Here is a 14,068-nt window from a genome sequence, read left to right as displayed (position 1 = left end):
CCCGGTTTCCTCGCAGCGTGTTCATGGATAGGGCGTTCATTGCAGGCGCCAGTCACCCTCGACCTTGGCGTAGGTCAGCTGGCGGCCATCCGCCAGACTCAGGCGGGCGCGGGTGTATTCCGGCAGGTCGACGCGGAATTCCCGGCCTTCCAGATAGAGCCCGCCGCAGGCGCCCGGCTCGCCATGGTAGTCCAGCGGCTGGCGCTGCAATTCGTGGATGCTGCGGTGGAACAGCAGGTTGGCGTAGCCGCGCACCGTCATGTCGGTGGCGATGAGGGTGCAATCCAGCGCGACCTGGCTTTTCACCAGGCTCACCAGCGCCTGGTTCTGCCGGTCGATGGCGCCCCAGCCGGCATAGCTAGCGAGGTCCTGGCGATAGGTCTGGCCGTTCTGCAGGGCTGCGGCCACCAGCACCACGGCGAGCGCGGCGCGCCCCGGGGTCTTCAGCGCCAGGAAGGCCAGGCCGAGCAGCAGCGCGGCGGGAAAGATGAACTTGAGGCGATCGAAGGAGAATTGGGTGGCGTGCTGCAGCAGCAGCAGATTCTCCAGCAGCGGCACGCTGGCGGCGACCAGCAGCAGCGCGGTGCTGCGTGGCCAGTTCAGCGACTTGCGCTTCCAGAGCAGCACCCCCAGGGCGATGGCCACCGCGGCCAGGAATAGACCGAAGGACAGCCCGTAGCCAGCGAAGAAATCGGCCAGGTGGGCATTGTTCGGACTGCGGGCGAGAAAGCGTCGGGCAAAGGCCTTGAGCGTCGGCAACAGACCCGCCGCCAGGCTGTAGTGCAACAGCACCAGCAGGCCGGCCAGCGCCGTGGCGAAGGCCAGGCGCCAGGCCATCCGCCGGCCTTCCGGCAGGTGCCGGTGCTGCAGCCAGAACAGCGCGACCAGTCCACCGCCAAAGACGTAGCCGGTCCATTCGGTCAGGGCGCCGAAGCAGACCAGGCCGGCCAGCAGCCAGCCTAGGCGGTTGCGCTGGCCAGCCGGCGCCCGCAGGTAGTGGAAGAAGGTCAGCAGACTGGCCAGCAGCAGCACCTGGTAGAAACTCTGCACCCAGTAGAGCAGGCCCTGGGAGAGCAGCGCCTCGCGGCTGAAGATCGCGATCAGGCAGCCCAGCACCGCGCTCGTGGTGGCCAGGGCGCGGCTGGCGCCGTGGCTGCGCAGCACCAGATAGAGCAGGCGAAACAGCAATAGCGCGGTCAGGGCGCCAAGGGCGGCGTTGAACAGGGCGAGGCTGTGCAGCGAAGGCGTCAGGCCCGCGGCCTTGAGACCGAAATAGGGCGCGAGGAAGCCGTAGCTGCTGAAGCTGGTGTAGACATAGTCGCCGCTGTGGGTGGGAATGGTCGCGCCCCAGGACACCTGCTTGTCGTGACTGCCACCCAGGGTCACCGTGGGCAACCACCAGTGCCGGGCCACGCCGGACTCGTCCAGGGCATTGAGGCTGAGCAGGACGTGATAGCTGGCTTCGAGATTCTGCGCCCCGGTGCCGTCGCGGAAATCCGGCAGGCGCCACAGCAGGGCCAGCAATAACAGCAGGCCGACCGCCAGACCGCCCAGCCAGAACGGCCACCGTCCCACCCGGACCCCGGGATGGGTAACGTCAGATACCACGCTCATTGTCCTGTCTCCTGACAGCCATGCAGTCGCGAACGCCGTCCAGGGCAGTGAAGAACCAGGCGCCATCTTCCGCAGGCCTGGTACAGCCGGTGCAAGACCGCCCACGCAGGCCAGGTGGCGCATGGGCGGGTAACCGGGCTTCAACCGCTGACTACATTCAAGAAGCCATCAGGAACACGCCGTTGCCGGGAGGCAGCGGCGTTTGCATCTGATACCTGGGGGCGTCCGCCAGCCTCGGCAGGGCACCAGCGGCTCCGGAAAACCCGGCGCGAGCCAGGGCTTGTCGTCCGGAGACACGACAGGTCGCGAAGAAGACTGCCTTAGCACCTTGAGACTGCCAAGCGGGCATCTGTCACGTTCTGCATGGAGTGTCACATTTTTGGCTTTTGCTTTCGCTTAGAGTCGACGCAGCACTCCAGCCGACAAGGTGCGGATCCCTGATCCAGCGCCTGGTGTTCCAAGCTGTGCCCTGCCTGGCGTGACGATTTCGCCCCCGGTTCGCCGCGCGGTGTCTGCCCGACAGCGCGCGGCCGCGACGGCTGTCCTCCTCCGTACCTGCCCAAGGCCCGCTCCTGCATGGACCAGTCGCATCACTCGCTACCCGCTGCCACCCAGGCGGCGGACATCGGCTTCGCCCGCTACTGCGCCGCACTCTGGCGCCATCGCCGCAGCCTGCTCGTCTGCATCGCCCTCTGCACCCTGCTGGGCGTGGCCTATACCCAGCTGGCCGCGCCGCGCTATCAGGCGGTGGCGACGGTGCAGATCGAATACCAGCGCGGCATCGTGCGTCTGGACGAATCCGACAATGGCCGGCCCATGCCACCGCCGGAAGCCATCACCGAAATGCAGCTGCTTACCTCGCGGCGGGTGGTCGGCGAGGTCGTGGACGCCGAGGGCCTGGACCTGAGCGTCACCCCGCGGCGCCTGCCGCTGCTGGGCGACTGGCTGGCCCGGCGTCACGAGCGAGCCGGTGGGGCCGTCGCCCCGCCGCTGTTCGGCCTCAAGCAGTTTGGCTGGGGCGGCGAGCAGCTGACCATCGCCAGCCTGAGCGTGCCCGATGCCCTCTATGGCCAGCCACTCACCCTCACCGCCGAGGCCCCGGATCGCTTCCTGCTGAGCGATGCCCAGGGCAAGCGGCTGCTGGAGGGTCGGCTGGGCGAGCCGGCCAGCGCCGGCGAGCTGCACCTGGACATCGCCCAGCTGCACGCCTATCCGGGCACCGAATTCATCCTGGTCAAGCAGCGTCGTGGCGTGACCATCCAGGCGCTGCAGGAAAGACTCATGGTCAGCGAGCGCGGCAAGCGCTCGGGCATCCTCTCGATCCAGCTGCAGGACACCGATCCGCTCAGGGCGCAACGCATCCTGCGCGGCATCACCGAGGCCTATGTGCGCCAGGACGTGACCCGCAACGCCGATGAATCCACCCAGCAGCTGGCCTTCCTGCGCCAGGAACTGCCGCAGGTGAACCAGCGCCTGACGGCAGGTCGCCAGGCCCTGGACCGCTACCAGCGGCAACGGGGTTCCATCGCCATCGGCGCGGAGGGACGCAGCCTGCTGAGCCAGGCGGTGGAGCTCGACGCCCAGCTGTCGGCGCTGGAAATGGAGCGCCTGGGCCTGGCCCTGCGCTTCACTCCCACCCATCCGCTCTACCAGGGCCTGCTGGCGCGCCGTCAGGTGCTCAACGGCGAGCGTCAGGCCCTGCAGCAGCGCCTGGCCAAGTTGCCCCAGACCCAGCAGGAGGTGCTGCGCCTGCAGCGCGACGTGGAGGCGGCGGACAAGGTCTATGCGCTGATCAGCAAGCGCATCCAGGAATTGTCGGTGGTGCGCGCCGGCACGGTGAGCGATGTGCGCATCATCGACAGCGCCTATACCCAGATCGCCCCGGTCTATCCCAAGAAACCCCTGCTGATCCTCAGCGCGCTGCTCTTCGGCTGCCTGGCCGGCGCCGCCTGGGTCTATCTGCGTGCCAGTCTCGAGCGCGGTATCGAAGACGCCGAGGGCCTGGAAGATCTCGGCCTGCCGGTGCTGGCGCAACTGCCGCTGGCACCGAGTCGCCAGGTCGGCGGGCCGCTGCAGACCTCGCTCGACAGCGGCTACCAGGAAGCCCTGCGGATCCTGCGGACCAGCCTGGCCTTCGCCCGCACCGAGGCGCGCAACGATCTGCTGCTGATCACCAGCGCCAGCCCTGCCGCCGGCAAGTCGTCGGTGGCCGTGCAACTGGCGCGGGTATTGGCCGAAGGCGGAATGCGGGTGCTGCTGGTGGATGCCGACCTGCGGCGCGGGCGCCTGCACCGGCGCCTGCAACTGGCTCGTCGTCCGGGTCTGGCCGAGGTGCTGGCGGGACTGGCGACGCCCGAGCAGGCGATCCAGCCCTCGGCGATACCCGGCCTGGACTGCCTGGTGGGGGGCATCCGTCCGCCGAATCCGGCCGAATTGCTGATGAGTGCGCGCTGTACCGAACTGCTGCGCGGTCTGCAGCAGGACTACGAGCTGGTCATCCTCGACACCCCGCCGGTGCTGGCGGTGACCGATGCCGTGCTGCTGGCCGCCCAGGCCGGCACCTGCCTGCTGGTGTCGCGCTACGGTTGCAACACCGCCAAGGAAATCGAGGCGACCCAGCGCCACTTCGCCCACAGCGGTCTGCAGCTGCAGGGTGCGGTGCTCAACGCCGTGCCGCCCGCGCCGTTCACCCGCGCCGCCCTGGGCATCCTGACCGGCTGACGCCGTCCCCCTGACCAGGCGCCACTCCATACTGGCGCCTGGCCATCCTCTGTCATCAAAGCTCAATACGGAGCCCCTAGGCTGCATCGACCTCCCGAGAACGGATTCGTAACGATGTCGTCCGCTCCCCTGCCCTCCGCGCGTACCTCCTCCCGTCCCAGCCAGGGCTGCGCCCTCGACCTCTGCACCCAGTGGCCCGCGGTCGAGGCCGAGCACACCAATGCCATGGTCATGGAGCTGTTCAACGCACGCCGCGAGATCACCAGTCTCGCGGTGATCGAGCACGACCGTCCGATCGGGCTGATCAACCGCGACATCTTTCTCTCGCAGATGAGCAAGCCGTATCACCGCGAAGTCTACGATCGCAAGAGCTGCATCGCCTTCATGGACAAGGAGCCGCTGGTGGTGGACGCCGCCCTGTCCATCGAGGAGCTGACCCGGCGCACCGTCGAGGTGGGCGAAAAGGCCCTGGCCGACGGTTTCATCGTCACCCGCGAGGGTCGCTTCGTCGGACTCGGCCTGGGCGTGCAATTGATGCGCATGGTCGCGGATCTGCAGGCCGAGAAGAATCGCCAGATCATGCACAGCATCGAGTACGCCAGCGTCATCCAGCGTGCCATGCTGCGCAGCTCGCGCGAGGCCCTGGCGGTGATGGAGCAGGACGCCACCCTGGTCTGGCAGCCGCGCGACGTGGTCGGCGGCGACTTCTATCACTTCGCCCAGCACGAGGACGGCTGGTTCGGCGCCATCGCCGACTGCACCGGCCACGGCGTGCCCGGCGCCTTCATGACCCTGATCGCCTCGGCGTCCCTGACCCAGGCCCTGCAACAGCTGGGACCGCGCGATCCCTCGGCGCTGCTGGCGGCGATCAACGGCAGCGTCAAGGCGATGCTGGGGCAGTCCGGCGGCATCTCCGAATCCAACGACGGCCTGGACCTGGCCTGCTTCTGGGTGGACAGACACAGCCACAGCCTGACCTACGCCGGCGCCCGCATGCCCCTCCACCTCCTGGCGCCCGACGCCGCGGAGGTCCTGACCCTGGCGCCGCTGCGCCTGGGCATCGGCTACGCCGACAGCCCGCTCGACCAGTGCTGGCCGGCCACCACCCTGCCGCTGCAACCGGGCAGCCTGCTGTTCGCCACCACCGATGGCCTGATCGACCAGATCGGCGGTCCGCGGCGCACCTCCTTCGGCAAGCGCCGCGCCCTGGCCCGATTGAGCGAATCGCGCACGGCGCCCACCGCGGCCTTCTGCGCACAGCTCAGCGCGGACCTCGCCCGCTGGCAGGGCGACGAACTGCGTCGCGATGACCTCACCTTTCTCTGCATCCGCGTGGCCTGACCGACATGACCGCCTCCTTTCCCGCGAACGGCGCCTTTCTCGAAATCGCCCAGCAGCAGCACGTGATCTTCTATCACCGCGGCTATTTCTCCCATGGCATCGTCGCCGCCATGGCCGAGGTGGTGAAGCTGCAACTGGAATTCGAAGGGATCAGCAGCGCCACCCGGCGCAAGCTGTTTTCCTCCTTCATCGAATTGTCACAGAACGTCCTGCACTATTCCGCCGATGCCCTGCCCCCGGACGCCCTGGCGGACGCCAAGCTGGGTCAGGGTTCGGTCTGTATCACCCGCCAGGACGGCAACTACCAGATGCTCTGTGCCAATCCCATCGCCAGCGACAAGGTCGACGCCCTGCGCGCACGGCTCGAACCGCTGTGCAGCATGTCGCTGGAACAGATCAAGCAGGCCTATCGCGAATCCCTGCGCGCCGAGACCCCGGCCGACAGCAAGGGCGCCGGCCTCGGCTTCCTGACCATGGCGCGCGATGCCAGCGCCCCCCTGGAATTCGCCTTCCATCCCTCCATGCAGACGCCGGGCACCACCCTGTTCTGCCTGAAAGCCATCATCTGACAGGGACTCCGACCTCGTATGGACACCGTGTTCATCGCGCCCACCGCCACCTCTCCGGAGGTGGACTTCCGTTTCGCCGAGGACGAACTCTGGCTCAAGGGCGAATCCTTTCCGGAAAACGCCGCGGCCTTCTACCTGCCGGTGATCGAATCGCTGCGGGCCTATCTCGACCAGCGCCAGGACGCCAGCATCCGGGTGCACGTGGCCCTGGCCTACTTCAACAGCTCCAGCACCAAGATGCTGTTCACCCTGTTCGATGCCCTGGACCAGGCGGCCCAGGCCGGCAATCAGGTGGAGCTGCACTGGTAGTACGATGCCGAGGACGAGACCATCCAGGAGTTCGGCGAAGAGCTGCGACTGGACTTCCAGGCGTTGACGTTCGTCGAGCATCCCGAGCTGCCGGCATGACCGCCAGCGTCAGGCGCTGCAGCCCGGTCGAAGCGGACCCCGACCTGTTCGAACAGGAAGCCGGGGTGCTGCAGGCGGCGCGCGCCCTCTATGTGGCCGATGACGCCGATGCCGAGTGCTACCGCGCCGCCCTGGGCGACCTGACGCTGCATTTCGAACGCCTGATGCGCGAGACCCGCCGGCTGATCGCCCGCAGCGATCGCGCCGAACGCGAGATGAACGCCCTCAACCAGCAGTTGCAGACCCTCAGCCAGCAGCTGGAATACCGCGCCACCCACGACGCCCTCACCGGGATGCTCAATCGCGGCGCGGTGATCGACCAGGCCGGCCAGGCGCTGCGACAGCGGGGCGGTGCCATGATCGTGCTGGACATCGATCACTTCAAACGCATCAACGACGACTTCGGTCATCCCGCCGGCGATCGGGTGATCCAGGCCATCGCCCGCTGCCTGCAGGAGCTGGTCCAGGCGCCGGCCATCGTCGGGCGGGTGGGTGGCGAGGAATTCACCGTGCTGCTGCCGACCCTGGCACGGGACGAGGCCCTGGCCATGACCGAATGCCTGCGCCTGCGCATCGCCCGGGAGGCGACCGGCATGGCGCCGGTGACGGCCAGCTTCGGCCTCAGCCTCAACCCCCCGGGCACCGACTTCGAGCTCGCCTACGGCCTGGCCGATGCGGCCCTCTACCGGGCCAAGCGCGCAGGGCGCAACCAGGTGGTGCTGGCCGACTGATCACAGCGAGCTGTCAGGCTCTGCGCCCTTGCTCCGGGCATGAAAAAGCCGCTGTGCCGGAGAGGCACAGCGGCTTTTTCCCAGCCGCCGCTTAGGACTGCTTCCAGTCCGGATAACGGCGCTGGTCGGCGGCCGGCGGGAAGTACTGGTACAGCCAGGTTTCGCTCAGGGCGCGGTCCTGGGTGCGGATGAAGGCGCGCATCTGCACCGGATCGGCCTTGTCGCTGGTGGGGTACCAGTCGAAGATCACCCGGTAGCCGCCGATCTCGTCGATCTTGAGCACGTGGAAATCCTGCACCTTGCCGTCGGTGACGGTCACCACCGGCTCGATGCCGGTACCCTCGGGCAGGAACGACAGGCCGCCGCCGTTGAAATCGATGGCGAAGCGCCGTGCCCAGACCTTGGGCCAATGCTCACCGGGCGCCCAGCCCTCGGGGAAGCCGCCGATCCCGGAGCGGGTGGCATTGACCCGCGCCAGCGGCGTGCTCACCGGCGGCAGCCCACTCCAGTGCAGCTTGTAGCCATAGTGCAGCGACTTGCCGGCGGTGATGGTCTCGGCCGGCGCCCAGAAGGCCACGATGTTGTCCAGGGTCTCGCCGGTGGTGGGGATCTCCAGCAGCTGGATGGCGCCTTCGCCCCAGGCGGAGGTGGGCTCCACCCACAGACTCGGCCGGCGATCGTAGCGGACCATGACGTCCTGGTAGCTCTCGAATTCGTGATCGGTCTGCACCAGGCCGAAGCCCTTGGGACTGTCGTCCTTGAAGGCGTTGAACTGCAGCTTGGGCGGATTGTTCAGCGGACGGCAGATCCACTCGCCGTTGCCCTTCCACATGGCCAGGCGGTCGGAGTCGTGGATCTGCGGGTGGTAGGTATTGCAGGTCTGGCGCTCGTGGGTGCCGCAGCCGAACATGCTGGTCATGGGCGCGATGCCCAGCTGCTTGATGTCGCGGCGGGCGTTGACGTTGGCGTCCACGTCCATCACCACGCGGTCGTTCAGGCAGTCGATGTCGAAGCGATAGGCCCCGGTGGCGCTGGGCGAATCCAGCAGCGCATAGACCACGAAGCGGGTGCTGTTCTTGTTCGGGGTGACGAACCAGAACTTGGTGAAGTCGGGGAACTCCTCGGGCCGATCGGCATAGGTGTCGATGGCCAGGCCGCGGGCCGAGAGGCCGTACTGGCGGGTCTTGTCCACGGCGCGGAAGTAGCTGGCGCCGAGAAAGGAGACGATGTCGTACTGGGCCAGGTGCGGCGCCTTGAACAGCTTGAAGCCGGCAAAGCCCAGGTCGCCCTTGAGCTGGCTCTTGTCGACGCCGCTGTCGTTGTAGTTGAACAACTCGGGGCGGAAGTGGACTTCCTTGGCCTCGTTGGTCTTAGGGTCCACCGAGTACATCCGTACCGGCGTCTTGAAGCCCATGCCGACGTGGAAGAACTGTATGTCCAGCTGGCCCTTGAGGTCGTGCCAGAGCGAATGCTGGGCATCGTAGCCGATGGCATTGAACTGCTGGGGCGTCATGTTCGCCAGGGTGTCGGGCAGTTTCTGGGCGGTGGGCTGGTAGGCCTGGCCGGCCAGCTCCTTGGCGTGCTGCTTGAGCCAGTCGAAATCGAAGGCCTGGCCATCGCCATTGGCCGGATTGGCAAAGGCCTGGAGGGCGAACAGCCCGGTGGAGGGAATGCCGGTGTAGGCCGCCAGGGCCAGGGACGCTTTGAGCAGGTGTCTACGCTGCATGGATCAACCTTGGTCACAAAGGATGAAAGATTCGGCCCAGCCGAACCGCCAGAAAGGAAAAGAATGCACGATACCCGGATAGGTTCGCCATCGCACCGGTGAACTGCCGCCTAGCGCACGCTCTGGCCTGCCAGAGCGGTTACCAAAGCTTTCCGGATCACACTTCGGGTTGCCGGACGCGGTGGAATGGGCATCATCGACACTCCTCGCGCCCCTGGAGAACGCTCATGGTCAATGCCGCCATCGCCTTCGGGCAACCCAGCCCCATCCTGCGCATCTTCGATGACGAAAAGGCGCGTGAATTCTACTGCCAGTTCCTGGGTTTCCGCCTGGTCTGGGAACATCGCTTCGAGCCGGGATTGCCGCTCTACGCCGAAGTCGAGCGCGCCGGCCTGCGCCTGCACCTGTCCGGTCACCACGGCGACGCCTGCCCGGGCTCGACGGTCTTCGTCCGAATGATCGGCATCCGCGCCTTCCAGGCCGAGTTGCTGGCCAGGAACTATGGCTTCGCCCGCCCGGGTATCGAGGCCTTGCCCTGGGGCCTGGTGATGGAGATCGCCGATCCCTTTGGCAACAGATTGAGGTTTTGCGAGGAGACGCCGGAGGCCTAAGCAACGGCTGTACGGTGATCGCGGCCATGGGCCGCTCCTACAGGCTCGATGATGGAGATGACCGCCTGCGCGGATGGCTCCCTCTCCCCTCGGGAGAGGGTTGGGGTGAGGGCAACCCTCGCCACGAAGTCCCCAGTGGAGAAGGCTGCGCCGTTTTCCACGCTACGGCTCTACAACTGGTGCACCCTATAACGGCCAAGGCAGTTGCTCCTACAGGCTCGATGTAATCGTCGGAGCGGCCCATGGCCGCGATCAACAAAACACCGGAGTGCCATGGGATCAGTTGCATCGGCGGGCGGCCATGACCACGATAGCCTTCAAGCGGGCGCAGGTTCGCCCGTGGGCACCGCGCCCTCCTCCACCTGCCACCAGGTCGGCAGCAGCGCCCTGACCTCGGGCTGGGTGAATCGGTCGTCGATGAGGTAGAGGCAGCCGCGGTCCTGCACGGTGCGGATCACCCGGCCGGCGGCCTGGATGACCTTTTGCAGGCCCGGATAGAGGTAGGCGTAGCGATAGCCGTCGCCGAAGCGCCGCTGCAGGCGCTGGCGCAGCTGTTCGTTGACCGGATTGAGCTGGGGCAGGCCCAGGGTGGCGACGAAGGCGCCGATCAGGCGGTCGCCGGGCAGGTCGATGCCCTCGCCGAAGCTGCCACCGAGCACGGCGAAGCCGATGCCGCGGCCGTCGGCCTGGAAGCGGTCAAGGAACGCCTGGCGGGCCGCTTCGTCCATGCCGCGGGACTGGCGCCACTGGGGCACGTCGGGCGCCAGTTCGGCGAGGGCCTCGGCCACCTGGTCGAGGTAGTCGAAGCTGCTGAAGAAGGCCAGGTAGTTGCCCGGTCGCTGGCGATAGCGACTGGCGATCAGGGCGGCGATGGGTGCGCGGGAGGCGGTGCGGTCGGCGTAGCGGGTGGAGAGCCGCACCAGGCGCACCTCCAGTTGCTCGGCGGCGAAGGGCGAGGCGACATCGACCCAGGCACTGCCGGCCGGGACCCCGAGCAGGTCGCGGTGAAAATGCTGGGGAATCAGGGTGGCCGAGAACAGGGTGCAGCTGTGCGCCGCCGCCAGCCGCGGACCGACGAAGGGCGCCGGCACCAGGTTGCGCAGATTGAGTTGCGACTGCGCCTTGCCGCGGCCCCTGAGCAGGGTGACGTCGAACAGCGAGTGATCGCCAAAGGTCTCGCCCAGGCGCATGAACTGCAGCAGGTCGAAGAACAGCGTCTGCAGCTCCGGCGCCGGTGGCTGCCCGGATTCGCCGAAATGCTCGGTGAGCAGACCCACCACCCGTTGCAGGGCGGTCAGAAAGGCAGCGGGCAATTCCGCCTGCACCTGGTAGTCGACCTGCTGTTCCTTGTGCAGGCGATTCCATTCGCGATTGAGTGTCTGCAGGCCCTTGGCGATGGCCGGCGGCGCCACCGCCTTGCCCGCCGCCAGGCGACGCTGGTCGAGACTGGCGCTGTACATGCCACGGGCGCGGTCGAGCAGGTTGTGGGCTTCGTCCACCAGCACCCCGACCCGCCACTCCTGGGTCTGGGCCAGGGCATGGAGCATGGCGCTGCCGTCGAAATAGTAGTTGTAGTCGCCCACCACCACGTCGCTCCAGCGCGCCAGTTCCTGGGCCAGGTAGTAGGGACAGACCTGATGGGCCAGGGCCGTCTCCCGCACCCGTGCCCGGGTCAGTTGCGTGGGCGCGGCCAGGGCCGCGGCGCGCGCGGCCGGCAGCCGGTCATAGAAGCCACGGGCCAGCGGACAGGACTCGCCATGGCAGGCCAGCTCCGGGTGCTCGCAGGCCTTGTCCCGCGCCACCAGTTCCAGCACCCGCACCGGCGCGTCCAGGGTATCGAGACCGTGCAGGGCCAGGGCGCGGCCGGGGGTCTTGGCGGCGAGGAAGAACAGCCGGTCCAGGTTCTGCCGCGGCATGGCCTTGAGCAGCGGGAACAGGGTGCCCACCGTCTTGCCGATGCCGGTGGGCGCCTGGGCCAGCAGGCAGCAGCCGACGCTGGCGGCCTTGTAGACGGCTTCCGCCAGGGGCCGCTGGCCGTGGCGAAAGTCGGGATGGGGAAAGGCCAGGGTCGCCAGCGCCGTATCACGCGCGGCGCGATGGGCCAGTTCCTGGCGCGCCCAGGCGAGAAAGCGCGAACCCTGCAGCTCGAAATGCGCGGCCAGATCCGCGGCCGTCCACTGCTCGGTGAAGACGGTCTCGGCGCCCGTGCCGATATCGAAATAGACCAGCGCCAGGGTCAGCTCCGCCAGCTTGCGGCTCTGGCAGAGCAGATGGCCATAGACCTTGGCCTGGGCCCAGTGCAGGTGGCGATGGTTGCCGGGCTGACAGTCCAGGCTGCCCCTGTGGGTCTTGATCTCTTCCAGGCGATTGGCGGCGGCATCGAAGCCGTCGGCGCGACCGCGCACCTGCAGATCCTCGAAATCGCCCTGCAGGCTGACCTCGCACTCATAGCCGGGACCGCGCCGGGCGGCCACCCGCTGGTGGCCCTCGATGCCTTCCAGGGCGGTGGGCGACGGGGTGAACCTGAGATCCAGGTCGCCGGCCTTGGCGGTGAATTCGCAGAGGGCGCGAACGGCGATGCGATAGCTCATGCGGAGCTCGCGGCCACCTGCCACTGCACGTGGCAGACGCTGACCGGGATGTCATGGGCGGCGAAGAAGTCCAGCCAGCGGCGCTGGTTGTCCTGCAGGCGGTCGCCCGGGCCCTTGACCTCGATCATCCGGTAGAGCCCTTCCGCCGGCCAGAACTGGATCAGGTCGGGCAAGCCGGTGCGATTGTTGTCCGGATCTTCCAGCAGTCGTTCGAAGCACAGCCGTAGATGCCGCGCCGGCAGGCAGGCCAGGGCCTGGTCGAGCAAGTCGCTGCTCAGGATGCCCCAGGCGACGAAGGGCGAGGCCAGGCCGCGCTTGCTGGCGAAGCGCTCGCGGATCACCGCTGGATAGGAGCCGTCGTCCAGGCGCGCCAGGCAGGCGGCGAAGGCCTCGGCCCGTCGCTCGCGAAAGCCCGGCAGGCGCAGATCGGCCGGCTCGCGCTGATAGGGGTGGAAGAAGGCGCCGGGGATGGCCAGGAAGATGGCGTCCCAGCACAGCAGCCCGAACAGGCTGGTGAGCAGGGTGTTTTCCACATAGTGCACCGGCGCCTCGTCGCGGCCCAGGTGCTCGCGCACCAGCCACTCGACCCGGCGCAGGCCGTCGTTGACCAGTTCGAAATCGAGCCGCTGCACCGGACTGGCCGGGCGGCGCCTATTGGGCGGCCCACCCTGCTTGCGCACCAGCCGCGGCAGGATGCGCGCCACCTGCTGGCGCTCGGCGTCATGGGCCGGCGCGGCGACGATGGCTTCCGCCAGTGCCTGGGCGGCGGACCAGTCCTCCAGCCGTTCGAGCATGCGCAGGGCGCGGATGCGCGATTCGGGATGCGCCGAGGCGGCATAGAGCGCCTGCGCCTGGGCCAGTTCGCCGAGGCGTTCGTGGTGCTGCGCCAGTTCGTGGAGCAGCTTGCCGCGGCGCAACTCCAGCCAGGTGTTGGCGAAGCGCTCGGCGGGCAGCAGCGGCAGCAGCTCGGCGGCCGGCAGCCCGTCGCGCAGCGCCTGCCGGCAGCGCTGGATGTGCAGATAGGCATCCACCTCCTGGCGCTGACCGAAGGCGCGGGATTCGGCGCTGAAGGCAACCGTCTCGTACTGGAAGATCCCCAGGTCGGCCAGCACGAAGTCGGTCCAGTCCTGGTGCAGGTTGCCAAAGAACAGCAGACGCAGGCGATCGCAGAGATCCATCAGCGTCAGCCGCCAGACGCCCTCCTCCACCAGCTCGGGCACGGTGCCGGCCCAGCCGCTGAAGGCCAGGGGCGTGGCTTGCTCGGCTTCCAGGCGCGCCAGCCAGTCTTCCTTGCGGCCGGCCTTGGGCAGGCGGGCGCCGAAACAGCCGAGCAGTTCTTCCTTGCGCAGTAGGGCGAAGAGTTCGATCAGGTGCAATTCCGGATCGGCCAGCAGCCAGCCGAGGCCCACCAGGGGGGTCGCCGCGGCGCGGGGGCAGCCGATCTCGCCATAGACCAGCTTGCTGGCGCGGAACACCTCGCCCTTGCGCATCACCAGGCGCACCAGCAGGGCCCGCGAAGGCTGCGGTAGATCGGCGAAGGCGGCGATGAAGGCCTGCTCGCGGTCGTCGAGCAGGTCGGGATAGCGCAGGGCGACCCAGTCCAGTACCCGCTGGAAGTTGTGCAGATAGTAGAAGGGATCTTCGAGCGGAGCTTTCATGCGAAACGGACGAATGAGATGGCGGCTGGCTATTTATCCAGCCCCGACCGGAGCGGGCAACCCCGATGCGATATGCGGTCATGCCATCAGGATCCTGG

General features: G+C 67.8%; 10 protein-coding genes. 6 read left to right on the top strand and 4 right to left on the bottom strand.

The annotated features are described in order from the left end of the window. Positions 1-36 precede the first annotated feature (36 nt). The gene (locus GSQ95_RS09460; protein WP_158892103.1) at positions 37-1,614 is read right to left on the bottom strand and encodes a hypothetical protein; all 1,578 of its coding nucleotides are present in this window, start codon (positions 1,612-1,614) and stop codon (positions 37-39) included. A 576-nt stretch (positions 1,615-2,190) separates the two neighbouring features. Here GSQ95_RS09460 and GSQ95_RS09455 point away from each other — a divergent pair. The 5 genes from GSQ95_RS09455 to GSQ95_RS09435 all read left to right on the top strand — a co-directional run bounded on the left by GSQ95_RS09455 (position 2,191) and on the right by GSQ95_RS09435 (position 7,384). After that, positions 2,191-4,335 (top strand): polysaccharide biosynthesis tyrosine autokinase, encoded by a 2,145-nt coding sequence (locus GSQ95_RS09455; protein ID WP_158892101.1) that lies wholly within the window; start codon positions 2,191-2,193, stop codon positions 4,333-4,335. 114 nt (positions 4,336-4,449) lie between these two features. Next, a complete protein-coding gene (locus GSQ95_RS09450) occupies positions 4,450-5,676 on the top strand; it encodes a SpoIIE family protein phosphatase (protein ID WP_158892099.1) in 1,227 nt (408 codons plus the stop codon). A 5-nt stretch (positions 5,677-5,681) separates the two neighbouring features. Then, the gene (locus tag GSQ95_RS09445) at positions 5,682-6,245 is read left to right on the top strand and encodes a SiaB family protein kinase (protein WP_158892097.1); all 564 of its coding nucleotides are present in this window, start codon (positions 5,682-5,684) and stop codon (positions 6,243-6,245) included. Positions 6,246-6,263: 18 nt separating this feature from the next. Next, the gene (locus tag GSQ95_RS09440; protein WP_256664525.1) at positions 6,264-6,554 is read left to right on the top strand and encodes a DUF1987 domain-containing protein; all 291 of its coding nucleotides are present in this window, start codon (positions 6,264-6,266) and stop codon (positions 6,552-6,554) included. A gap of 95 nt (positions 6,555-6,649) precedes the next feature. Continuing rightward, a complete protein-coding gene (locus GSQ95_RS09435; protein ID WP_158892095.1) occupies positions 6,650-7,384 on the top strand; it encodes a GGDEF domain-containing protein in 735 nt (244 codons plus the stop codon). A 91-nt stretch (positions 7,385-7,475) separates the two neighbouring features. Here the strand turns inward: GSQ95_RS09435 and GSQ95_RS09430 are convergent, their stop codons facing one another. Continuing rightward, positions 7,476-9,110 (bottom strand): glucan biosynthesis protein D, encoded by a 1,635-nt coding sequence (locus GSQ95_RS09430; protein WP_158892093.1) that lies wholly within the window; start codon positions 9,108-9,110, stop codon positions 7,476-7,478. Positions 9,111-9,337: 227 nt separating this feature from the next. Here GSQ95_RS09430 and GSQ95_RS09425 point away from each other — a divergent pair, with 227 nt between their 5' ends. Next, complete coding sequence (locus tag GSQ95_RS09425) at positions 9,338-9,721, top strand: glyoxalase superfamily protein (protein ID WP_158892091.1); 384 nt, start codon at positions 9,338-9,340, stop codon at positions 9,719-9,721. A 317-nt stretch (positions 9,722-10,038) separates the two neighbouring features. On the opposite strand, the gene GSQ95_RS09420 is transcribed toward GSQ95_RS09425, so the two are convergent. Together GSQ95_RS09420 and GSQ95_RS09415 are read right to left on the bottom strand one after the other, a co-directional pair. Beyond that, positions 10,039-12,312: an ATP-dependent DNA helicase gene (locus GSQ95_RS09420; RefSeq protein WP_158973785.1), complete on the bottom strand. Its 2,274-nt coding sequence runs from the start codon at positions 12,310-12,312 to the stop codon at positions 10,039-10,041. Beyond that, the gene (locus GSQ95_RS09415) at positions 12,309-13,970 is read right to left on the bottom strand and encodes a VRR-NUC domain-containing protein (protein ID WP_158894920.1); all 1,662 of its coding nucleotides are present in this window, start codon (positions 13,968-13,970) and stop codon (positions 12,309-12,311) included. Before GSQ95_RS09415 ends, GSQ95_RS09420 begins: the two co-directional genes overlap by 4 nt. Positions 13,971-14,068: the final 98 nt, after the last annotated feature.

The organism is Pseudomonas sp. BAV 4579 (genome assembly GCF_009765395.1).
GTDB classification, from domain to species: domain Bacteria; phylum Pseudomonadota; class Gammaproteobacteria; order Pseudomonadales; family Pseudomonadaceae; genus Chryseomonas; species Chryseomonas aestiva.
This window is presented reverse-complemented; position numbering and strand designations above follow the sequence as displayed.

Bases quoted from the DNA above. Each gene is read 5' to 3' on its own strand.
- GSQ95_RS09460 (WP_158892103.1), bottom strand. From the start codon at position 1,614: ATGAGCGTGGTATCTGACGTTACCCATCCCGGGGTCCGGGTGGGACGG.
- GSQ95_RS09455 (WP_158892101.1), top strand. From the start codon at position 2,191: ATGGACCAGTCGCATCACTCGCTACCCGCTGCCACCCAGGCGGCGGAC.
- GSQ95_RS09450 (WP_158892099.1), top strand. From the start codon at position 4,450: ATGTCGTCCGCTCCCCTGCCCTCCGCGCGTACCTCCTCCCGTCCCAGC.
- GSQ95_RS09445 (WP_158892097.1), top strand. From the start codon at position 5,682: ATGACCGCCTCCTTTCCCGCGAACGGCGCCTTTCTCGAAATCGCCCAG.
- GSQ95_RS09440 (WP_256664525.1), top strand. From the start codon at position 6,264: ATGGACACCGTGTTCATCGCGCCCACCGCCACCTCTCCGGAGGTGGAC.
- GSQ95_RS09435 (WP_158892095.1), top strand. From the start codon at position 6,650: ATGACCGCCAGCGTCAGGCGCTGCAGCCCGGTCGAAGCGGACCCCGAC.
- GSQ95_RS09430 (WP_158892093.1), bottom strand. From the start codon at position 9,110: ATGCAGCGTAGACACCTGCTCAAAGCGTCCCTGGCCCTGGCGGCCTAC.
- GSQ95_RS09425 (WP_158892091.1), top strand. From the start codon at position 9,338: ATGGTCAATGCCGCCATCGCCTTCGGGCAACCCAGCCCCATCCTGCGC.
- GSQ95_RS09420 (WP_158973785.1), bottom strand. From the start codon at position 12,312: ATGAGCTATCGCATCGCCGTTCGCGCCCTCTGCGAATTCACCGCCAAG.
- GSQ95_RS09415 (WP_158894920.1), bottom strand. From the start codon at position 13,970: ATGAAAGCTCCGCTCGAAGATCCCTTCTACTATCTGCACAACTTCCAG.